The organism is Moraxella sp. I5G (assembly GCF_055193055.1).
Genome location: NZ_JBUXLH010000010.1, coordinates 1 through 20,194, shown reverse-complemented (window position 1 = coordinate 20,194; position 20,194 = coordinate 1). Strand labels below are relative to the sequence as shown.

The window sequence follows — 20,194 nt, the reverse complement described above, 5'->3', positions numbered from 1 at the left end:
TATAAATCCTTAAATAAGAAGTTTCATTAACTCATCATCAGATACTGTTAATGGATTAAAAGGTTGTTCATGTACTGTTGTACTATTATTAGGTAAACTAGCTTGTTTCTTTTGGGTATTATTATCTACATTTGGTTTATTTGGTCTAGGTGCAGTGAAAGTATTTGTATTGGTTTTAGTCTCTTGAGCTAATAACATTGCTTCTACTTCACTATAAGCCTGTAAATAAGGTATATCAAGCATACGACCAAACATTCTTTGATTGTCTATGTAGTTAATAATCTTATCATACATACCATTAGCTTTTTGTTCTGCAATAGCTGTAATAATTTTTGGTTCACCATAAATAGCTTGTTTACTGAAATTATCCCATGATGTAATATCTTCCATCACTGTACTCATTTCTGGGTTAGTTAGTAAAACATCAGATAACACATTTTCAAATAAAGTAGGTTCTTGTAAATCCAGTGTAGGTTTATATTCATTAGCTTGTTCAGTGTCAAAATCATATAAATCAATTTCACTTTCTTTAATTAACTTAGCAATAGCTTCTGGTTTTTTATTTACCAAATCCACTAAGTAACCTAATTGTTCTTTATTATCTAAATTATGTTCTTCTAACACTTTTAATAATGCTTGTTTAGGTTTTAACTGTTCCATCTTTTTAGAATAGTTAGCACCCATTTGCATTAATCTAACTGCATCATCAGCATTTTCTACTTGTATTTCACGACCATTGGCTTTAAATGGCTTAGTCATAGTTTTGTAGAATGCTTCATAGTCAGGTACTGTAAGCTCTTCTGGTTCTTCAGCTTGACTTTCTTTATCTATATTCTCTTTAGAGTTTGCTTCAGAATTATCATCAGTAGTAGTTTCTTCTACTGTAGTTTCTTCTAATTCTGTTGAAGTAGTTTCTGTTGTTTCTTCTTCAACACTGGTTTCAAAGTCATTGGCTAGCACTTCATCATCGCTTAGGGTATATAAATCAGTCATATATAATCTCACTTTCAGGGATAGCTAATAACTCACTTAATGCTTGTCTTGCCATTGCCCCATTGGTTATTACATTACTTATAAAGTTTTGGAAACTACTAATAGCAGATAATTGTCTTACAATGTCTCTGTATTCTGTAGTATCTTCACTATGTTCATTGAGTTTACTAACTAACTGTAATACATAGTCTTTGCAGTAATACTCTTTAAATACTAATATAAAATCTGTATTAAGTGATAATTTTTTTAAACTATCATATAGTTTTATATTTAGTTCAAGTAATTCTTTATCTTGTTTAACATCATTATAAGAAATCATTATTTAATTCCTTATCTAAAAACTTATTAATTAATTGTTGTTCTTGTCTTTGGTTTTCTAACTGTAGTTTGTTATCTGCCTTTAATCTTTCAACACTATCTAAACCAGTGTTAATTAACTCTTGCTTTTCTAACTGTCTTTGATGTTGTATGCCACTATCACGTTCAAGAAAATCTAATGCTTTACTATCCGCTTCACCTTGTAAGTTTTCTGCTTTAGCATGTTCAACACTTACCTTAGCTGATTGTACTTGTGATTTGGCTTCTCTTTCCTTAGCTTCAGCCTGTATTAATGCTATTTGTGCTTCTAGTTTAGCTATTTCCAATTCTTGTAGTTTTTGTTCTAACTCATTTGGTTCTGGTTTGTAATTCTCAATAGCTTTAGCTAAATCAGGCATTTTACGCAATTGTGCAATTTGAGATAATATCATTTGAGTTACTTCTTGACCTAATGTATTACCTATGGTCTGTAACATAAAACTTAGTTCTTGGGCTTTAGCTTCATCAGCTTCAGCAGTGGATATAGACAAACTAACATCAAATTCACCTAGTAAATCATCACGTCTTACGGTAATAAATTGGTCATTTGTAATTCGTACAATTTCTTGCTCTGATAGAAAAACACTGTTCATACTCATTATCTTACGACCCAGTATCTTAAAACCATGTGAAATACGTCTTAATATACTCATTTCTCTTTTAGATACGGCATCTAAGACACCACGAACACCTACAGCAACATCACCAAGATTACTAGCACTAATACCAGTTCCACTAAATGCTTTAACACCAGATAAACTTTCAGCTTCATTATTCATCATCTGAACCATGTGTAAGGCACTATTAGGAATTTCTGGGTATTTATGGGTATATACATGCACTCTTGGGTCAAATCCTTGATTATATTCATAATCCATACCCTTTAGGAATTTTGTCTTATTAGTTGCATCTAAATAATTTTTAGCAAAACCAGTTTGACTGTTAGCACTCTTACCCATTAAATCAATCATACCGCGTGTAATTGCACCTAGAATTTCTTGGTTATCCCCTAATAATTCTGCATTAGGAATACCATACAAACTATCTTCTTCAGGTAAATAATTAAAGATAACAAAAGGTGGTTTACTATCTGGAAATGGGTTTTCTTGAATAGACAACATAATATCGTTACACCATGTAGCAACAATAGGAGTTGTCATACCTTTACCATCAATATCCCAATAACCCCAATACTCATAAACAATTAATTTTCTTCTAGCTTTATCTGTAAATTTAAATTCACTTTGCCCAGAATAACTATCATCATTGTTGTAAATACTTTGTGTTAATTTATCTAAGTTTTTATATTTACCAGATTTTTTTAAATCAGATAGACTGCTTTCATAACCATGTATAATAAACTGTGCTTTATCTAAATTACTTTTACAAGTTGGGTCAATATAGATATTTCTAATATCACAAACTTCTACAGTTGGTTTATTAACTATTGGTTTTGTTATTCTTTCCTTTTTAAAACCAAGAGAATTAGCTTCAAGTAAAATACCTTTTTCTAAACTCATCTCAAAACCTGCTTTAATATCGCTAGGTAATTGTTCATAGGTATCTGGTTCTTGTTGTTGTATTGCTTGGATTTCTTGATACTTACTTTGTAGTATTTGTTGGTAGTTAGGGTCTTGTACTTGGGTATATTCAAACTGTTCAATATCTTCAATAACTTCTTTTTCTTGATATTCCCAACCACATCTAACAATAGCAGTACCTTTTTTAACTAATTGCCTGATAATATCATCAACTAATTTAGTCTTATTGATTTGGGTGTTAAACTGTCTATTAAGAATAAGAGCATTCTGTTTAGCTCTATTAACATCATCAAAGGTAATAGGTTTAACTTCAAATAAATTATTAGTAGATAGAAATGGTTCAGATAATGCAGGTATAGCCCATTCAGCTTGTTTCCTAATTAATTTTGGATTAATCCTACTTCCTTTATGGCTTTCATTACCAAACTTAGGGGCATTGTATAATTTTTCCCAATAACTAATATCAGCAATGTGTTTTGATTGGCTTTGTTTAGCTTGCTGTAAATCAGCTTTTAATTGGTTTAAATCAGGTTCATAAAGCCAGTCAGTTAAACCAGTAGATACAGAATTATCCATTAAATAAATCCCCTTTGTTTAAATAAACTATTCTCATATAAATTATCAACATCTATGCCTTGATTTGTTAGCATACTAAGTTCTTCTAAATACTTTTGAGTGTATCTAACACTCTCATTTAAATCACCATCTAATTGATTAACAATAGACGTATATAACCTACTAGCACTAAAATAAAGTAATAAATTTAAATGAGATGTAGGTAACTCTATGTTGGTATCATTTTCTATATCTTGTTTAGTAATTTCTTTATGATTGGCTCTATATATAACTTCTACACTTGAGTTGTTACTTATTGAATGTAATAGAATAGTTTTATAATTAATTAATGTGTAATCAACATTAAGGGTTAATTCATAACCTTGTGAATTGATTTGAACTATTTCAATTAAATCTTCTTGGTTAATCGTGTAGTATCTTTGGTCTTCTTGTAGAGTAACAATAACTGATTTTCTTTTTAAGAAAAATCTAGTATAGATGTCTGTTAAACCAAGATTAATAGTTGCTAATACTCTATCTAATTTATCTGGTTTAACTGTTAGCTTGTCATTAGCTAAGAATAGGTTAGATAATTCACCTGTAGCTAATGCTTGTAAAATTGTAGATATTTTCATAATAATCACACTATATAGCTGTTTAAATAATTTTCTTCTACTATATCTTGTATATCCCAGATATGGTTAGTTTGTTTAAACTTTACTTCTTGGCTTGGCAACCATATAGTCATCATTGCTAACTGGCTTATAGTATCTAACCCATCATCATGCTTAGACCTAAACCCTGCTACAGATGCTTCACTAATTTCAGTCATTAATTCTTTTAAAGCAACTGTATGTTTTTTATCAAAAGGAAAGTAAAATCTTTTTAACTTAAAATCAGGTACAACTAAGTTAAATCTTTCTAACTTATTATTGTTTGGCTTTAAACCAAGTGTTCCATCTTTACTATTTGAAGCCAGATTAAAGAATATGTTTCTATCAAACATTTCTCTTTGTATCCAGCTTATAAATCCACCTTGTTGTCCTGATATTTCTATACCTACCGATTGTGGGTTATATTGTGAAACCAGTCTAAATAAGTCATCAATATTTTTATCCATTGTCTGTCTTGCACAAATACCATCAACCCAAAAGTAAAAACCTTTATGATTTACTGCCCAAACAGATATAAAAGAATAATCTGCTGATTGTTTTTCTGATGTAGCAAAATCTGTTGTAATATAAAAATTAAAACTAGATTGTTTATCTAATAAATGTGTTGAGTTATACCACTGTATATCGCTATCTAAAATTAATCTGTCATCATCACTTAAAATCTGTAACATAAGTTCTTGGTAAAAACTATCAACTTTACCCAGTGCTAATGCTGTTTCATATTTTTCTTTAACAAATTCATAAGTAAATCTATCTTCCCAAGCTCCTTTAAATTCTTCTTTACTACAAGGAAATCTTTCACATACTGGAAATACATTTACTTTCCAAGCACCACTCTCTACTACTTCATATAAAGGGTCATTTGCATTAAATGGTGTACCTAACCATATCTTTTTAAATCTAGTTGGGTGTAACGCATACTCTACTGCTTTATGTACTGTATCTTTGATACTCTGTAATACAGTAGGACTTCTAGCGTCATCATCACTAACCAAGTCATCTAAGACTGCTAATCTAGGTCGTTTACCTTTTTCTTTAGTACCACGAATACCTGATTTACTACCATAAGCCTTAACAATAAAACTCTCACCAGATAAGTTAGTAAACTCCCAACGAATGTCTGTAAATTTTATTTTTGGTATATATTTTTTTAAAAATTCACTATTTTCCCATCTATACTCAATATTTTTACGCATAGATTTAACACCGTTATCAATACTATCAGTAACATAAATTGCTAAATCCACTTTACCAAAATTAGGTAAACAATTAAAAACACCCAAATATAGAAATAAATACTCACCAAAAAGAGTGCTTTTACTAGCTCCACGAAAAATCATATTAGCAATTTGAGTGTCATCTGAAACCATACTGTCTAACATTTTATAATGGATAACAGGTGTTTTATTTTCTTCACCTTCATTTCCATTAACCAATTTAATAAAATTTACAAACTCAATAGCAAACTCACTAGGAACATAAGTATCATCTAGTTTATAGTTTACTTTAGCTAAATACTCACTTACTTTCATAATTAAACCAATAAAAAAGAGATTATTTTAAATCTCTTTATGTTCAATAACTAATTTGGTTTCTAAAGTATCTTTAACATTACTAACACCACTTTGTATTAATCTTCTTTGTTGGCTTGCTAGTTCTGCTGTAATCAATCTTAACTGTTCTATATCATCATTCTTTTTAACACCAATATCTAATTCTAATTTCCTTACTTCTGGTGGTTTTAAATGTATTAATAAACTATTTGCTGAATCACTCCTAACTTTCTCACTCTGTGCATTCATCATTAAATCTGCTTGTACATTAATTGCTTTTTGATATAAATCTTGGTTTAAAATCCAAGTAGGTATCATAGCTTGTTCTAATATTTTAGTAACTAACTTTGATTTATTATAAACCGTTACATAACTATTAATATCTTTAACTGGATACCCTTTATTTAGCATAGCTTGGTATCTATCAGGAAATGTTTTAATAAAGCTATCAATATTACTATGACCCATTAACTTATGCGTACAGTATTTAACAGCACTAATATAATCTTTAATTTTATATTTACCATCATTTAATATATCCATATAGCCTATAAAGTTTTCTCTATAGGTATCAAATAATTCTGGTTCAGATAAAACTTGACTGATATTATCTAATAATTCTTGGTTTACTTTATATTTCTTTGGTAAACATCTTTGTAATACTTCTTGTGAAATCATTGTATATACTCATATAAACGCTGTAGTTAAACATTATATATCAGCATATACAATTACACCATTTTATTTCTAAAACCCAACACAAGGCATTACAGAAGCAATTAGATACTATCCCATAAAGAACATAAATCATCATACTGTTGTGGATTAATGTACATTCTTGGATTAAGTATATAAGTTAGTTTTTTATATTTTTTAACTATATCAGCTTGGTTTAATTCTTTAAATCCATTACTAAAATCTTTTTTCTGTGTATTGGTTTTATTGGAACTAACCACTACACTAAAACCAGTAGAAGAAGAATAACATTGATGAAGTTCTACAAATGTTCTAAAAGCCAATGAAGATAAACCAGATAAAGTAACCAATAAATCTTTACCCTGTTGTGTTGTATATTCACTGTCTTTATACTCACCACTTAATGAAATCATTCTATACATAGGAACTCTTATCTTACGTCTTTTACGCATATAACTTACTGTCTCAAATTCTATATTGATATTTTTGGCTTTAGGTTGTATCATAAGCGTTATCCATAGTTGGTTTGGAGTTGATTAAGTAAAGAAAATTATACCAAATGTGGTAAAAAAGCAAAGAGATTTATACTAATTACGGTATAAATCTCTTTTTATTTATATAATAAAATCAATCACTTATAACAATAAAAATATACATAACGTTATATTAATTATAGAGTAACTTACCTTATAAGGTAATAAAGCGTACTTCGTACGCTTTTGTGGGTTTGCTTAATATTTATTATGTAAAATAGCCAAAAAAATAATAACAACTTGAATAGCTGTAACAATCCACATTAAAGGGTAAAAGAAACCAATTATAAAAGATATTAATAAACCAAATAAACCAGTACCAAAACAAAAAGAAACAACAACACACCAACCAAGAAACTCAATCATAAAAACCCTTAGATAAAACTACATTGTATTGGTTTAGTGTATTAAAGACTATAAACCAGTATAAATAGAGTACATAAGTATATTAAATATCCAACTTTTTATAGAGTATGTAATATAGGTTTATAGTCAGTCCTTACTGTCTTGTTCATTCTTTGGTAAGTTATCCCCCCTATGGTAGCTGTATAAAAGGATTCTTATTCCCTATCGTTATCACTCTGTATATAGCGATTTTGCTATAACGTTTAATGGAGTCCACTATGGATATTCTTATCTTTATCTTTGGTATTGTTTGCTTATTTGTAATCGGTAAACAAATCTTTAACCCTATTCGCAGAATATTTAACATCGTTGATAAATCACTTGAAGTGATTGAAACTGAAGTTGATAATTGGAGAGATGATATTAAAAAGCAATCAAAAACTAAATAAAATAAATACCCTAATCCTTTGGATTAGGGTATTTTTATTTATTTAATAATACACAATAATTTATTTCTTAACACAAACACAAACACAAACACAATTACAAACAGTACAGGTTCGTTTCCTTGTTTAAAAACTTCCTTAAATTCCCTTCATTTTGGTTTGTCAGTTCCTTTAGCCTGTACTGTTTGGTGTAATTGTATTTCCTATCGTTATCGCTCTCTAAAAAGGTTTGGCAATACAGCTAAACTGGCAGTTATTTAATTAACTGTATATCACTAAACTTAATATAGGAACATACGTATGGCACGTAATACACAAAAGCAATTCACTGAAACTGAAACTGAAACTACTAACGGTAAGAAACCAGCTAATGACCTTATTGTCTACATCCAGACTAAGCAAGGTTTAAGAACATTAGGACGTATCGGATTGTTTGGTAATAATAACATACAATCCAAAGTAGCAAACGCTACTGAAGAACAATTATCTAACCTAACTAAACTACTGTCATTTGAAGTAGTTGAGCATGGTGAGCAAGGCACTCAAACTGAAGTTGAGTTTGATTGGTAACATCAGCAATAGCAACATAACTGTAGCAATACGGTTATGTTTGCTATTTTAGTATAAATAGTTTATTTATTTATTTATTAATAAGGTTTTATATGAAAAAGTTAAAAGAATTTTTAGTTGTGCTTAATAATGGAATCGTTTGTTATGAATTTGCACATAACAAACAAGAAATCATCAACAAGTACAAAGACAATGATTATATGTATAAAATATATGTAATAAGAGAGCTAAGTATATAAAATTAAAAACCAGTGATTAATTAATTGCTGGTTTTTTTTTTTTATTTTATTTGGTTTTTGTTTATAAAGGAACAGTTTATTATGTTAGAAGATAAAGGTAATATGCTAACCATGTTTTGTAATGCCTTATGTGTAACAACCAATGGGTTTGTTAAGCGTAATGGTGAGTGTGTTATGGGTAGGGGTATAGCCAAACAGATTAAGAGTTATATACCCAATATATCACACGATTTAGGTAATTTAGTCCTTAATGAAGGTAACAAAGTACATCTAATTTATGAAGAAACAGATAATAGACCAGCAATAATTTCCTATCCTGTGAAACCAATATCTAAAGTATGTACATCGCATGATGACTATGTAAGACACATGAAGTTTAACATAGGCGATATTATTGCTGGTTGGGCTTGTAAAGCTGATATATCTATTATAGAAAAATCAGCACATGAATTAGTAGAACTAGCTAATAATCATGACTGGGAAAAGGTAATACTACCTAGAGCAGGTTGTGGTGCAGGTGAATTAAATTGGATTGATGTTAAACCAATCTTAGCAGATATATTAGATGATAGATTTGTTGCAGTAACCTACTAAACTACTAGATAATAAACCAGTGAATTTATATTTACTGGTTTTCTTTTATTTTGTTGATAGGAACAGTATATGAATATTGAACACTTACTACACCCTATACATATTAAAAAAGATATTAAACAGTATATATTAGATAATTACATAGATGATATTAATCTATGTACAGATAACCTAGTAGATTACTGTAACACTGACCATTGGGAAAGTAAGAATAACAGATTATCTCAATTAGAAAACCATCAAGAATTAATATTAAATATATTAACTACATTGGTTTTAATTGCAGATGATTATATCCCTTTAGTCAATGTATGTTGTGCTATTGAGTATCCTAACATGGATAAAGCACAATCAATACAAACCAATGCAGATATATTACACTGCATGGATATAACTGATTTAATTATATGGGATATTACCCATGATAATAAACGTATAATTAAACATGGTTTAGAATTACCTGAAAGTATATTAAGTAGAATATACCATCAATGTGTATTACCACCAATTACCTACAAACCAAGAAAATTAATACATAATAATTCTTCTGCACTAAAAACAGTAAGTACATCAAAACTAATACTAGGTGATAAAGAAAATTATCATGATAAATGTATTAGCCTAGATGTATTAAATACTTTAAATAGAACAGCTTATAAACTGGATTTATCAGTATGCAGTTTAGATACTGATAAAGAACATGAAAGCACTAAAGAACAATTTGAATACTTTGTTGAGTATTTAGATACACGGTCATTTCATTTCACACATGCAGTAGATAAACGAGGTAGAGTGTATTCAAAGGGTTATCATTTCAATACACAAGGTACAAGTTTTGATAAGGCTTGTTTAACATTAGCAGTAACAGAATATGTAAAAGGTGATTTATGATTTATAAATTTGTAAGCTATAAAAATATTTCATTATTAGCAGATATTATATTACTTAATGGATATTCAGTAAGTATATTAAAACCTAATGAAACTATAAACCAAGCATTAGAAAGAATTGGTATATCATTTGATGATATATACCCTGATTATATTATTAAATAAACCAGTATTTATTTACTGGTTTTAATTTATTAAAGGAAATTAATTATGCACTTAAATAAAACATTTAATCCAAGACAATACTTAGCCATTGATATAGCTAATCATTATGGTTTAGATAAATTAACCTTTGAAGAAAGAGTTAATTGGGTTAAAACCAATATAAACAGATTAGAAGCATTAGAAGATAATGCAGAAGAACCTTTGTTATATGCTAAAGCAGTAACAGCATTAAGAAATTCATACAATAAACCAATAGGTCATATAGTGGCTTTAGATGCTACTTGTTCTGGTTTACAAATTATGAGTGCTTTAATGCGTTGTCATAAGGGTGGTTATCTAACTAACCTAATAGACCCAGATAGTCGTAAAGACGCTTATACGCTTATTACAGAGCGTATGAACACCTATTTGAATGAGGGTATTACTGTATCAAGAAAAGATGCTAAAGAAGCTGTTATGACAGCCTTCTACGGCAGTAAAGTAGTACCAGAAACAGTGTTTCCTAATCCAAAAGCATTAAAGGCTTTTTATAAAACTTTAGAAACAGAATGTAAAGGTGCTTATGAATTATTAAATATATTATTAAATTCATGGAATCCTAAAAGAGATTATCATGATTGGTATTTACCTGATGGTCATTATGTATATTGTCCAGTAATAGAATCTGTAAATAAAAGAATTAATTTAGATAGTTGGGATTATATGCCTAATGTAATTATTAGAGAACAAAAGAATAAATCTTATGGTTTATCTAATCCTGCTAATGTAGTTCATAGCATAGACGGTTACTTATTGCGTACATTAGTGCGTAGATGTAACTATAATCCAACGGAAATCAAAAGAGCATTATTAGCTCTTAAATCTGTGTCTAATCCGACAGTAAATAATAGCTTAGGTATCGTAATTAGATGGAATAAAACACAGATGGCTGATATAACTGAATTAAACACTATTACAGATAAAGCCAATGAATTACCTAAAGAATTGATTGATAAACTCATACATATTCTTGAAATGGTTCTAACACATGAACCTTTTGACATTGTATGTATTCATGATAGCTTTGGTTGTCATGCTAACCACTGTAATCAATTAAGATTTCACTATAAAGAGATATTAGCTGAATTATCTGAAAGTACCGTAATTGAAGACATCTGCAATCAATTATATGGTTCTGAAGATACTATTGATAAGGGAGAAAGTATTGCAGAATATATAAGAAATAGTAACTATGCTATTTGTTAAATATAACCACAGGGCGAACTTCGTTCGCCTTTGTGGTTTTTTTTTTTTGGAAACCAATTTATTTGGTTTCCTTTTTTTTTTAGGAGCAATTATGCAAGTTACACCAAAACAGCTTACAGAACTTTTACCTACTGTATTAAAGAGTAAATTAGTACCCTTCATCAAAGGTAGTCCAGCATTGGGTAAATCCAGTATTGTTAAAAACATTGCTGATAAGTTTAATCTTAAACTAATTGATGTACGTTTAAGTCAATTAGAACCAACAGACTTAATTGGATTTCCTGTATTAACAGGCAATAAAGCAACCTATAAACCATTAGACACATTCCCTATTGAGTCTGACCCTATTCCAACAGGGTATAAAGGTTGGTTAGTATTTTTAGATGAATTTAACAGTTGTAACCTATCTGTACAAGCTAGTGCTTATAGACTGGTTTTAGATAGAGAAATAGGACAGCATAAACTACACAATAACTGCCTAATTGTATCTGCTGGGAACTTAGAGACAGATAATGCAATTGTTAATCCAATGAGTAGTGCATTAATCTCAAGATTTGTTCATTTTAATTTAGAATTAAATATTGATGATTGGGTTGAATGGGCTATTACAAACGACATTGATAAGCGTATTATCTCATACATCAATTTTAAACCAACAGCACTATATACATTTAATCCAGATAGTACAGAACCTTATGCTTCCCCTAGAACATGGGAAATGTTAAGTAAAGTCCTTTCTATTGCAGAACCTAATAAAATTATTTGTTCTGGTTTAGTAGGTGATGGTGTAGCTAATGAATTTATTGCTTACACACAAATCTATAAAGATTTACCTACACTAAAAGAAATTATTGATAATCCACTAATTGATTTACCAAATGAATTAGGTACTAAGTGGGCATTATTATTAATGGTAGCTGAACAAGTAGATAGAACCAATGCAAACACTTTACAAACATTCTTTGAAAGATTTCCAATTGATTTACAAATCATTGCTATGCGTACAATTAAAGCTAATGATGTAAATATCTTAATTGAACATATGTATGATTGGTTTACTAAAGTGAGTGAAAAATTATGCTAGATGAAATTAAAGCTAAAATATTATTAGATAATAGAGTAGTATTTTTAGGAACAGTATTAAGTCAATTAGATACTAGCTATAGCACCAGTGTACCTACTGGTGCTACTAATGGTAAACAGATATTAATTAATGAAAAATTCTTTAAACAATTAAACCAACAAGAACAAATATTCTTATTACTACATGAAGTAATGCACGTTGTATTACATCATGTTAGTAGAATCCAAAAAAGAGACCCAATTAGATATAACAAAGCAGGTGATTATGTTATTAATGAATATTTAATTAAACAAGGCTTTATTATGCCTGATGGTGGTTTATACGATGAACAATACACTGGTTTATCTACTGAAGAAATATATGAACTATTACCAGAAGAAGATGACAATGAATTTAATCAAGATATTATCCCAAATCCAGATGAAGAAACAGTTGATGAAATTATTACCCAAGCTAGTCATATCACCTGTATGCGTGGTTATTCAGATAGTATTCCAAGCCAAGTAAGAAAGTATTTAGATTCTAAATTAAAACCTTTAGTTAATTGGAGAATTGTATTAAGAAAGTTTTTACAAGAACTGTCTAAAAATAGATACAGTTTTAATAGACCTAATAGACGTTTCTTACCAGTATATTTACCATCTCTTTATTCACAAGATTTATCTAAGATTACTTTTGCTATTGATACATCAGGAAGTATTACAGATAAACAGTTTAATACATTTATACATGAACTAAAACAGGTATTTAAACAAGTTAAACCAAACAGATTACAGTTAATTCTTTTTGACCATAAGATACAAGTAAATAAAACACTCAAGAATGCTTCTGAATTGCGTTATATTGAATGTAAAGGTTATGGTGGTACAAAACCATCAGTAGCTATTGAAGAGTTCAATACAAGCGATTCTGTGGCTTGTATTGTTATCACTGATGGTGAGTTTAATACTAATACTGTTATTAAACCAAATAAACCAGTTATTTGGTTAGTGTTTAATAATCCAACATTTAAAATTAAATATGGAAAAGTAATTTATGTTGATTTACCTAGATGATTCTGGAGAACTGTTAGTCAGTAATTACGATGACCCTACTGGGTATATATTCAATCAAGTACCCTATATTAGTGGTAATTGGGTATATAGTTATTCATCTGATTTACAGTACCACACCACTATGCTTAATAAAACATTTAACCTTACCAAATGGGCTAAAGAGCAAGCATTGCGAATAAAACAAGCAAAGTTACTGGGGAAATTATGAAACTAACTGAAGAACAAAATCAAGCAAAAGAGCAAATAGTTAAATTACTGTTAGCTGATGAACCTTATATAGTTTTATCAGGTATAGCAGGTAGTGGTAAAACAACTACTATTAGACATATTATTGCTGATTATAAAAAGAAAATTACTTTATTAAATGGTTTAAGTAATACAAAACCTAAAAATATTGTTTATTTAGCAACAACCAATAAAGCATGTAAAGTATTAGCAGATACTTTAGGTGTACCAGTACTAACGGTACATAGATATTTCGGTATTTATTTTAAACAAAGTATCCCAAATCACTTAAAACTATTTTCAGACTGTTTATTTGTTATTGATGAATGTAGCTTTATTGGTAGTGGTTTATTCTCTACTATAAAGTCTATTACCAGTAACTGTCAGTTTATATTTATGGGTGATGAAGCACAGTTAAAACCAGTAAATGATGAAAGTGTTGTGTTTAATTGTGGTTTCCCTTTGGTTAGACTAACCAAACCAATCAGACAAGAAAATAAAGAAATAGGTGATTATGTATGTAAGATAAGAGAATACATTATTGACCCTATTAGAAATAGTTTTCCTAAGATTAAAGAATCAAATAGTTTTGTACGTTTAGAAAGAAAAGAATTTAAAGAAACTATTAAGAATTTAGCTGATACTGATAAAGTGATTTGTGCTACTAACAGTAAAGTTAAAACCTATAACACTTTTTTATTTAATAAAAAGATGAATAGAGACCACTATGAAGTAGGTGATACCTTAGTAATGAATACTTACTTTCAAGGTATTAAAACAGATACTGTTGTTGAAATTGATACCATAGAACAAGGCTATTTAGCAGGTGTTAAAGGTGTAGAACTAACCTTTGTAGGTTATCGTGATGTTGTTGGTTTTATCCCAGATAAAGGACAACAAAGCATTATAGATTATCGTAAGAATTTCTTTGAAAAGTATATTTGCGATGTTAGACCTGCTTATGCTGTAACAACCCACAAAGCACAAGGTAGCACTTATAATAAAGTTTATATAGATTTACAAAATTTTAGTCATATTAAATCTACACTGGATTTAGCACGAATGTTATATGTTGCTATTAGTCGTGCTAAACAACAAGTAATTTTCACAGGTGATTTATGAAAAGTAATACAGTATTCTGTAAAACAGTATGCAGGTATATTTGTAAACCATATAAAGAACATATTGATAAAACTTTACAAGAAGTTCTTAATGAACACGGTTGTGCATTTATACATGGTGGTGAATTGTTTGGTAGTGGGGATAATAAACCACTACCGAAACATTTAAAACATATTTTAGATGACTATATTGAAAAACGAGATAAATATACAGAAATGGTTAATACTATATTTAATTACATAGCAAGTAAATCTTATTATGACTATTCAGAACTACAAAAATGTTTAACACCTAGTTTACAAGAGAGTGTATTGGGTAAAAACCCAATTAAACCTAATGATGATATACCAAAAGAAGTTTTACAGATATATAATCAAATGGAGTTATTAGAAAAGCTATGAAACATATACAGTATTCAGCTACACCAAGTGTAGCTATTTTTATTAAAGAAAATGCTTTAGATGATACTGAACTAAGAAAGTACTATCCTATAGATGAATCTATTGTTTTTGGTTTACCTGATGATATAGATGTATATAAATTACTACCTTATATTACTGGTTTAGGAATAAATACACTGTATGTATTAGATGCTAAATTATTTAAGAAATTAACTAAGCAAACCAAAGCAGATGTACATATAGGGTATGTATTGCCTTGTAAATTGAAGGGATTTGAACATTTAAAAGTAATTTATGGAGTAAATTACAGACAGTGTTTATATAATCCAAACCAGTTAGATAGATTGAATTTATCTGTAGATACGTTAAATAACCATTTAAAAGGTACTTACACTAATCTTGGTGATAATGTCATACAAACTGCATATTATGATGATAATCTAAACAGACTACATCAATACCCTATGATTGTTTGTGATATTGAAACCACTGGATTAAAGTTAGGTAGTAAGATACTGTCTATAGCTTTTGCTTGGGATAAACACAGTGGAATGGTATTTAAAGTTAATGATACTAAAAAGATAAAAGAGTTCTTTGAAGAGTATAAAGGAATTGTCATCTATCATAACGCTACTTTTGATATAAAACATATCATCTACAACTGTTTTATGAAGAATAGTCATGATATGTTTGGATTGATATATGGCTTAAAAACCATGTGTAAACAGATACATGATACTAAAGTTATCACTTATCTAGCTACTAATAACACACAAGGTAATCAACTTGGTTTGAAAGAACTAAGTCATGAATATGTAGGTAATTATGCGATTGACTTTAACCAGAACTGTCATGCTGTACTATTAGAATACAACTTATTAGATACTTTAGCTACTTGGTTTGTCTTTGATAAGTATTACCCACTAATGTGTAAAGATAATCAAGAAACTATCTATAAAGAGCTTATGATACCTTCATTAAAGGTAATCATTGAGATGGAATTGATTGGTTTACCGATTGATATAAACCAAGTCAAAAAAGCTAGAGATGAGTTAGAAGGTATCTTTGATATACATTATAAAGCGATTATATCTGATAAAGCAGTAATACAAGCTAAAAAAGATTTACAGTTACTGGAGCTTGTATCTATTAATTCTAAACTTAAAACCAAGCAACATACATTAGATAAAGTAAAAGATTACCCATTTAATGCAAATAGTAATAAGCACTTACAGCATTTGTTATATAAAGTGCTTGGTTTACCTATAACTGATTATACAGATAGTAAACAACCATCTACATCAAGTTCTACTTTAGAGAAATACAAAGACAAACATACAGTTATTACACATCTATTAGAGCGTAATAAATGTAAAAAGATACTGACAACCTATATACCTGCTATGCTTGAAGCATTTGAAAGAGATAACCATCACTACTTACAAGGTAGCTTTAATTTAAATGGTACAGTAAGTGGTCGTATGTCTAGTAATAGCCCAAACCTACAGAATATACCTAGTAATAGTGTATATGGGAAAGTCATTAAAAAATGTTTTAAAGCACCAAGAGGTTTTATATTTGTTGGTGCTGACTTTTCTAGCCTAGAAGATTATGTAAATGCTTTAGTAACTAGAGACCCAAATAAACTTAAAGTATATACTGATGGTTATGATAGCCATTGTTTAAGAGCATATTACTATTTTAAAGACAGAATGCCAGATATTACAGATACTGTAGAGAGCATTAATTCTATTAAAACTAAATATCCAGAATTAAGACAACTATCTAAAGCACCATCATTTGCTTTAGCTTATGGTGGTTCTTATCTTACATTAATGGACAATGGTTTTAGTGAAGAAGAAGCCAAACAAATAGAAAAGAACTACCATGAATTGTATAAGCAATCAGATAACTGGGTTAAAGATAAAATCCAATTAGCTACTAAACAAGGCTATATTGATAGTGCTTTTGGTTTAAGAATAAGAACCCCTGTATTAAGTAAAACAGTATTAGATACTACTAAGACACCTAAAGAAGCCACTAAAGAAGCTAGAACACTAGGTAATGCAATTAGTGGACAATCTTACGGTTTATTAACTAATCGTGCTGTAAACGCATTTATGGAGCTTGTATGGGCTAAATATCCTACAGACATATTTCCAGTAGCACTAATTCACGATGCTATTTATCTTTTAATAAAAGATGATTTATCTATTGTTAAATGGGTAAATGATAATTTAATTAAATGTATGCAATGGCAAGAATTAAAGGAATTAAAACACGATACAGTAAAATTATCAGCTCAATTAGATTTATATTACCCTGATTGGAGTAATCCAATTACTTTAAAAAATAATATGAGTAAATTAGAGATTAAACAGTTAGTTAATGATACACTATATAATCTTTCATAATTGGAGAATATATGTTTCATAGACTAAAACATAAATACAAAGAATTTGAAGGGGATAAAAATGTTATTGTAGGTAAAGGTGAATTAGTATATTCACCTAAACATAATGGTTGGGTGAATATAGATGGAAAAGTAATTAAAGATAGAAAACAAGCTGAATTACTAGCCAGTAAAATAAATGAAATATATCAATACAATTTACAGAGAGTGTCTAAATGAAAGTATTGTGTTTAAATAGAAATGATTTACCAAATGAAGTGGGTATTATTCATATTGAAGAATTACCTAGTAATCATTATTGGTTTGATAGAACCATTGTAGATGGTAAAAAACCTAAATATTTTGATATTGGTGAACAATTTCCACAGTTATTACCATATATTATTGTTAAATGTGGTGATAAATATTTATCTTATTATCGTAAGGGTAAGGAAGATAGATTGCTTGGTAAGCGTTCTATTGGCTTTGGTGGGCATATAGAACCAGAAGACATAGAAAACTACCTAGATGTAATCAAACCTGCTTGTAGGGAATTACAAGAAGAATTAGGACTATCTATTAAACCAGTAAACTTAAATAAATTAATTATATCTAAATATGATAATGTATCTAAAGTTCATATTGGTTTATTAATGATGGTTGAATTAGATAATCCAGATATGATTAAACCAGATAAGAATGAAATAATTAATCCAGAATGGTTATCTATAGATAGTATTAGAGCTAATTTAGACCAATTTGAAACATGGTCTAAATTAGTAGCAAAGTATTTAGATAAATAAAATAAAACCCTAGTAATAACTAGGGTTTTTTATTAAGACTCAGATAAACAATCTAAAAATTTATTAGCGTAACTAGCAATTAAACTGGATTTATCCATACCATTAATAATCTTTCTTGCTTGTTCATAATCTTTACTGGATTTAATCATATTTAATGATTTACCAGTAAATAGACCTTCTAACATACCAATACACATAATATCACTGGCATGCTTAGGGTCTAATGCTAATTCTGGTTTATTTACTAAGTCTATGTTTAGTTTCTTACCTAATTTTACATAATTAGTAAGCCAAGTTAGTTGTACATATCCCCTACCATAATAAATATGTTTTAAACCAGTATAAACAGTACCATTGATGTCTATATGCTTACCATAACGCTTACCACGACCTTTACCATACTCTTCTATAGGTTGCATGGTTTTAGCTGTTTCATGCCATGCTGTAGCTAAAATATAAGCTGTTTTTACTGCGTTTATATTATAACTATTAGTGCTTTCTATAATATGATTAAAACCATCTACTTGTTTTTGGTTTAATTTACCAAAATGTTTTCTTAATTTAACCCAATCAATATAAACCATATAACACCTACTTAATGATATTCTTAAATGTTGTTTTAACTTCTTCAACAATTTCTGATAGCTTTTTACGATGAAATGTTATTAATAGTGATTGATATACAATACCTACAACTAACATACCAAATACAGACATCATTAAAGAAATGAAAGATTGACCCATTACAGAGAGTTCCCATGTAATAGCATTATCTACAATAAATTCACCTGTAGTTAAACCAAAGAAAGCACTGAAAGATAGTTTAGATATAACTGATAAATTTAAATGTAGTCGTTGTTTTTCATCTATATCACCTGTCAGAGTTAAAGCAAATATAGCCCCTATAATAACCCCAAACACTTTTATACCCCATGCTAAAGATAAACTATGATGTTCCATAATCTCTCCTAAAAATAAAAACATTATAAGCATAAATGGTTGATATAATAAAAAAATCCTTACCAAATGGTAAGGATTCATAGATTAAATTATTACTAATAACTAGCTAATAGACAAGAATTAAATTCATGTAAATCTTCAAATCTCAATAAATAATTTAATATGTGTTCAGGGAAATATGGTAAGTAATTCTTATCAATCTTGTTTAGTAAATGAACTGCTTCAGATGTCCATTGTAATCTAGTACCCATAAAGAGTAATGGAGAGTGTTTTCTGGCTAAAGCAACTCTTATAGGTGCTTGAGCTGAACCTGTAGTCGCAAAATAACTAAATGGGAAAAAGATTTTACAGATGATAATAGTACGATAGTTATCAGCATTGCTATATAAATCGTGCGGAAATGATAGTGTTGGTAAATCTGAGTCATAAATTAATTCACCATTTTTATTAAATATTTCCAGACCCAATCCTGTTTGTCTAATTGACGGGTTTATATCAAAAAATAAAATCTTAAATGGTTCTTTTGTGCATACATCAATTAGTAAATCCTGATGGCTTTTATTATGACTATATTGCGGATAATGTTTTAAAAACTCTTTTTTATGTATTGCAATAAATACCCTTGCAATACGTTTATTATCTTGTTTAAATGATAACTGTGCGTAACCAACACCGTATTTAAAACTAATCCCCACAATTGGATGCTTAATATGATTGGGTACTGGTATATCCCACACAAATCCAAATTCACTGTTG

The 20,194-nt window shown here is 29.1% G+C and carries 24 protein-coding genes; 13 read left to right on the top strand and 11 right to left on the bottom strand.

All coding sequences use genetic code 11. The features are described 5' to 3' along the window. Window positions 1-9 precede the first annotated feature (9 nt). The 8 genes from ACZBKJ_RS06620 to ACZBKJ_RS06585 form a co-directional block, all read right to left on the bottom strand. A complete protein-coding gene (locus ACZBKJ_RS06620; protein ID WP_463200186.1) occupies window positions 10-993 on the bottom strand; it encodes a hypothetical protein in 984 nt (327 codons plus the stop codon). Further along, window positions 986-1,312: a hypothetical protein gene (locus ACZBKJ_RS06615; RefSeq protein WP_463200185.1), complete on the bottom strand. Its 327-nt coding sequence runs from the start codon at window positions 1,310-1,312 to the stop codon at window positions 986-988. The genes ACZBKJ_RS06620 and ACZBKJ_RS06615 overlap by 8 nt, the downstream gene beginning before the upstream one ends. Beyond that, the gene (locus ACZBKJ_RS06610) at window positions 1,299-3,467 is read right to left on the bottom strand and encodes a portal protein (protein WP_463200183.1); all 2,169 of its coding nucleotides are present in this window, start codon (window positions 3,465-3,467) and stop codon (window positions 1,299-1,301) included. The genes ACZBKJ_RS06615 and ACZBKJ_RS06610 overlap by 14 nt, the downstream gene beginning before the upstream one ends. Beyond that, window positions 3,467-4,081 carry a phage adaptor protein gene (locus ACZBKJ_RS06605; protein WP_463200182.1) on the bottom strand — a complete coding sequence of 205 codons (615 nt, stop codon included), beginning with the start codon at window positions 4,079-4,081 and terminating at the stop codon, window positions 3,467-3,469. Before ACZBKJ_RS06605 ends, ACZBKJ_RS06610 begins: the two co-directional genes overlap by 1 nt. Before the next feature lie 5 nt (window positions 4,082-4,086). Continuing rightward, a complete protein-coding gene (locus ACZBKJ_RS06600; protein ID WP_463200180.1) occupies window positions 4,087-5,652 on the bottom strand; it encodes a hypothetical protein in 1,566 nt (521 codons plus the stop codon). Between the two features lie 27 nt (window positions 5,653-5,679). Continuing rightward, window positions 5,680-6,351, bottom strand: coding sequence for a hypothetical protein (locus ACZBKJ_RS06595; RefSeq protein WP_463200179.1), 672 nt, complete (start codon window positions 6,349-6,351; stop codon window positions 5,680-5,682). 101 nt (window positions 6,352-6,452) lie between these two features. Continuing rightward, complete coding sequence (locus ACZBKJ_RS06590; RefSeq protein WP_463200178.1) at window positions 6,453-6,875, bottom strand: hypothetical protein; 423 nt, start codon at window positions 6,873-6,875, stop codon at window positions 6,453-6,455. A 225-nt stretch (window positions 6,876-7,100) separates the two neighbouring features. Next, window positions 7,101-7,268, bottom strand: a complete 168-nt coding sequence (locus ACZBKJ_RS06585; protein ID WP_463200177.1) for a hypothetical protein — start codon at window positions 7,266-7,268, stop codon at window positions 7,101-7,103. Between the two features lie 257 nt (window positions 7,269-7,525). Between ACZBKJ_RS06585 and ACZBKJ_RS06580 the strand changes: the two genes are divergently transcribed. From ACZBKJ_RS06580 to ACZBKJ_RS06520, 13 genes are all read left to right on the top strand, one after another. Next, window positions 7,526-7,696, top strand: a complete 171-nt coding sequence (locus ACZBKJ_RS06580; RefSeq protein ID WP_463200176.1) for a hypothetical protein — start codon at window positions 7,526-7,528, stop codon at window positions 7,694-7,696. Window positions 7,697-7,993: 297 nt separating this feature from the next. Next, window positions 7,994-8,263, top strand: coding sequence for a hypothetical protein (locus ACZBKJ_RS06575; RefSeq protein WP_463200175.1), 270 nt, complete (start codon window positions 7,994-7,996; stop codon window positions 8,261-8,263). A 320-nt stretch (window positions 8,264-8,583) separates the two neighbouring features. Further along, window positions 8,584-9,096, top strand: a complete 513-nt coding sequence (locus tag ACZBKJ_RS06570) for a macro domain-containing protein (protein ID WP_463200174.1) — start codon at window positions 8,584-8,586, stop codon at window positions 9,094-9,096. A 69-nt stretch (window positions 9,097-9,165) separates the two neighbouring features. After that, the gene (locus ACZBKJ_RS06565) at window positions 9,166-9,987 is read left to right on the top strand and encodes a hypothetical protein (RefSeq protein ID WP_463200172.1); all 822 of its coding nucleotides are present in this window, start codon (window positions 9,166-9,168) and stop codon (window positions 9,985-9,987) included. Next, complete coding sequence (locus ACZBKJ_RS06560; RefSeq protein WP_463200171.1) at window positions 9,984-10,151, top strand: hypothetical protein; 168 nt, start codon at window positions 9,984-9,986, stop codon at window positions 10,149-10,151. The genes ACZBKJ_RS06565 and ACZBKJ_RS06560 overlap by 4 nt, the downstream gene beginning before the upstream one ends. A 45-nt stretch (window positions 10,152-10,196) precedes the next feature. Next, window positions 10,197-11,396, top strand: coding sequence for a DNA-directed RNA polymerase (locus ACZBKJ_RS06555; protein ID WP_463200170.1), 1,200 nt, complete (start codon window positions 10,197-10,199; stop codon window positions 11,394-11,396). Window positions 11,397-11,487: 91 nt separating this feature from the next. Further along, window positions 11,488-12,480 (top strand): AAA family ATPase, encoded by a 993-nt coding sequence (locus ACZBKJ_RS06550; protein ID WP_463200168.1) that lies wholly within the window; start codon window positions 11,488-11,490, stop codon window positions 12,478-12,480. Further along, entirely contained in the window at window positions 12,474-13,535 is a 1,062-nt protein-coding gene (locus ACZBKJ_RS06545; protein ID WP_463200167.1) for a vWA domain-containing protein, read from the top strand. Before ACZBKJ_RS06550 ends, ACZBKJ_RS06545 begins: the two co-directional genes overlap by 7 nt. Window positions 13,536-13,739: 204 nt before the next feature. Beyond that, a complete protein-coding gene (locus ACZBKJ_RS06540; protein ID WP_463200166.1) occupies window positions 13,740-14,882 on the top strand; it encodes an ATP-dependent DNA helicase in 1,143 nt (380 codons plus the stop codon). Next, window positions 14,879-15,283, top strand: coding sequence for a hypothetical protein (locus ACZBKJ_RS06535; protein WP_463200165.1), 405 nt, complete (start codon window positions 14,879-14,881; stop codon window positions 15,281-15,283). Before ACZBKJ_RS06540 ends, ACZBKJ_RS06535 begins: the two co-directional genes overlap by 4 nt. Next, window positions 15,280-17,697: a DNA polymerase gene (locus ACZBKJ_RS06530; RefSeq protein WP_463200164.1), complete on the top strand. Its 2,418-nt coding sequence runs from the start codon at window positions 15,280-15,282 to the stop codon at window positions 17,695-17,697. The genes ACZBKJ_RS06535 and ACZBKJ_RS06530 overlap by 4 nt, the downstream gene beginning before the upstream one ends. An 11-nt stretch (window positions 17,698-17,708) precedes the next feature. Beyond that, window positions 17,709-17,915 carry a DUF1317 family protein gene (locus ACZBKJ_RS06525; protein WP_463200163.1) on the top strand — a complete coding sequence of 69 codons (207 nt, stop codon included), beginning with the start codon at window positions 17,709-17,711 and terminating at the stop codon, window positions 17,913-17,915. Next, on the top strand, window positions 17,912-18,478 hold the full coding sequence (locus ACZBKJ_RS06520) for an NUDIX domain-containing protein (protein ID WP_463200162.1): 567 nt from the start codon (window positions 17,912-17,914) through the stop codon (window positions 18,476-18,478). The genes ACZBKJ_RS06525 and ACZBKJ_RS06520 overlap by 4 nt, the downstream gene beginning before the upstream one ends. 32 nt (window positions 18,479-18,510) lie before the next feature. Here the strand turns inward: ACZBKJ_RS06520 and ACZBKJ_RS06515 are convergent, their stop codons facing one another. From ACZBKJ_RS06515 to ACZBKJ_RS06505, 3 genes are all read right to left on the bottom strand, one after another. After that, the gene (locus ACZBKJ_RS06515; protein ID WP_463200161.1) at window positions 18,511-19,062 is read right to left on the bottom strand and encodes a hypothetical protein; all 552 of its coding nucleotides are present in this window, start codon (window positions 19,060-19,062) and stop codon (window positions 18,511-18,513) included. Between the two features lie 7 nt (window positions 19,063-19,069). Beyond that, on the bottom strand, window positions 19,070-19,438 hold the full coding sequence (locus ACZBKJ_RS06510; RefSeq protein WP_463200160.1) for a hypothetical protein: 369 nt from the start codon (window positions 19,436-19,438) through the stop codon (window positions 19,070-19,072). Window positions 19,439-19,533: 95 nt separating this feature from the next. After that, window positions 19,534-20,194, bottom strand: a 661-nt coding sequence (locus tag ACZBKJ_RS06505; RefSeq protein WP_463200159.1) for a hypothetical protein, incomplete at its 5' end; no start/stop codon positions are given.

Excerpts from the sequence above, each read along its gene's own strand:
- ACZBKJ_RS06620 (WP_463200186.1), bottom strand. The coding sequence starts at position 993 with ATGACTGATTTATATACCCTAAGCGATGATGAAGTGCTAGCCAATGAC.
- ACZBKJ_RS06615 (WP_463200185.1), bottom strand. The coding sequence starts at position 1,312 with ATGATTTCTTATAATGATGTTAAACAAGATAAAGAATTACTTGAACTA.
- ACZBKJ_RS06610 (WP_463200183.1), bottom strand. The coding sequence starts at position 3,467 with ATGGATAATTCTGTATCTACTGGTTTAACTGACTGGCTTTATGAACCT.
- ACZBKJ_RS06605 (WP_463200182.1), bottom strand. The coding sequence starts at position 4,081 with ATGAAAATATCTACAATTTTACAAGCATTAGCTACAGGTGAATTATCT.
- ACZBKJ_RS06600 (WP_463200180.1), bottom strand. The coding sequence starts at position 5,652 with ATGAAAGTAAGTGAGTATTTAGCTAAAGTAAACTATAAACTAGATGAT.
- ACZBKJ_RS06595 (WP_463200179.1), bottom strand. The coding sequence starts at position 6,351 with ATGATTTCACAAGAAGTATTACAAAGATGTTTACCAAAGAAATATAAA.
- ACZBKJ_RS06590 (WP_463200178.1), bottom strand. The coding sequence starts at position 6,875 with ATGATACAACCTAAAGCCAAAAATATCAATATAGAATTTGAGACAGTA.
- ACZBKJ_RS06585 (WP_463200177.1), bottom strand. The coding sequence starts at position 7,268 with ATGATTGAGTTTCTTGGTTGGTGTGTTGTTGTTTCTTTTTGTTTTGGT.
- ACZBKJ_RS06580 (WP_463200176.1), top strand. The coding sequence starts at position 7,526 with ATGGATATTCTTATCTTTATCTTTGGTATTGTTTGCTTATTTGTAATC.
- ACZBKJ_RS06575 (WP_463200175.1), top strand. The coding sequence starts at position 7,994 with ATGGCACGTAATACACAAAAGCAATTCACTGAAACTGAAACTGAAACT.
- ACZBKJ_RS06570 (WP_463200174.1), top strand. The coding sequence starts at position 8,584 with ATGTTAGAAGATAAAGGTAATATGCTAACCATGTTTTGTAATGCCTTA.
- ACZBKJ_RS06565 (WP_463200172.1), top strand. The coding sequence starts at position 9,166 with ATGAATATTGAACACTTACTACACCCTATACATATTAAAAAAGATATT.
- ACZBKJ_RS06560 (WP_463200171.1), top strand. The coding sequence starts at position 9,984 with ATGATTTATAAATTTGTAAGCTATAAAAATATTTCATTATTAGCAGAT.
- ACZBKJ_RS06555 (WP_463200170.1), top strand. The coding sequence starts at position 10,197 with ATGCACTTAAATAAAACATTTAATCCAAGACAATACTTAGCCATTGAT.
- ACZBKJ_RS06550 (WP_463200168.1), top strand. The coding sequence starts at position 11,488 with ATGCAAGTTACACCAAAACAGCTTACAGAACTTTTACCTACTGTATTA.
- ACZBKJ_RS06545 (WP_463200167.1), top strand. The coding sequence starts at position 12,474 with ATGCTAGATGAAATTAAAGCTAAAATATTATTAGATAATAGAGTAGTA.
- ACZBKJ_RS06540 (WP_463200166.1), top strand. The coding sequence starts at position 13,740 with ATGAAACTAACTGAAGAACAAAATCAAGCAAAAGAGCAAATAGTTAAA.
- ACZBKJ_RS06535 (WP_463200165.1), top strand. The coding sequence starts at position 14,879 with ATGAAAAGTAATACAGTATTCTGTAAAACAGTATGCAGGTATATTTGT.
- ACZBKJ_RS06530 (WP_463200164.1), top strand. The coding sequence starts at position 15,280 with ATGAAACATATACAGTATTCAGCTACACCAAGTGTAGCTATTTTTATT.
- ACZBKJ_RS06525 (WP_463200163.1), top strand. The coding sequence starts at position 17,709 with ATGTTTCATAGACTAAAACATAAATACAAAGAATTTGAAGGGGATAAA.
- ACZBKJ_RS06520 (WP_463200162.1), top strand. The coding sequence starts at position 17,912 with ATGAAAGTATTGTGTTTAAATAGAAATGATTTACCAAATGAAGTGGGT.
- ACZBKJ_RS06515 (WP_463200161.1), bottom strand. The coding sequence starts at position 19,062 with ATGGTTTATATTGATTGGGTTAAATTAAGAAAACATTTTGGTAAATTA.
- ACZBKJ_RS06510 (WP_463200160.1), bottom strand. The coding sequence starts at position 19,438 with ATGGAACATCATAGTTTATCTTTAGCATGGGGTATAAAAGTGTTTGGG.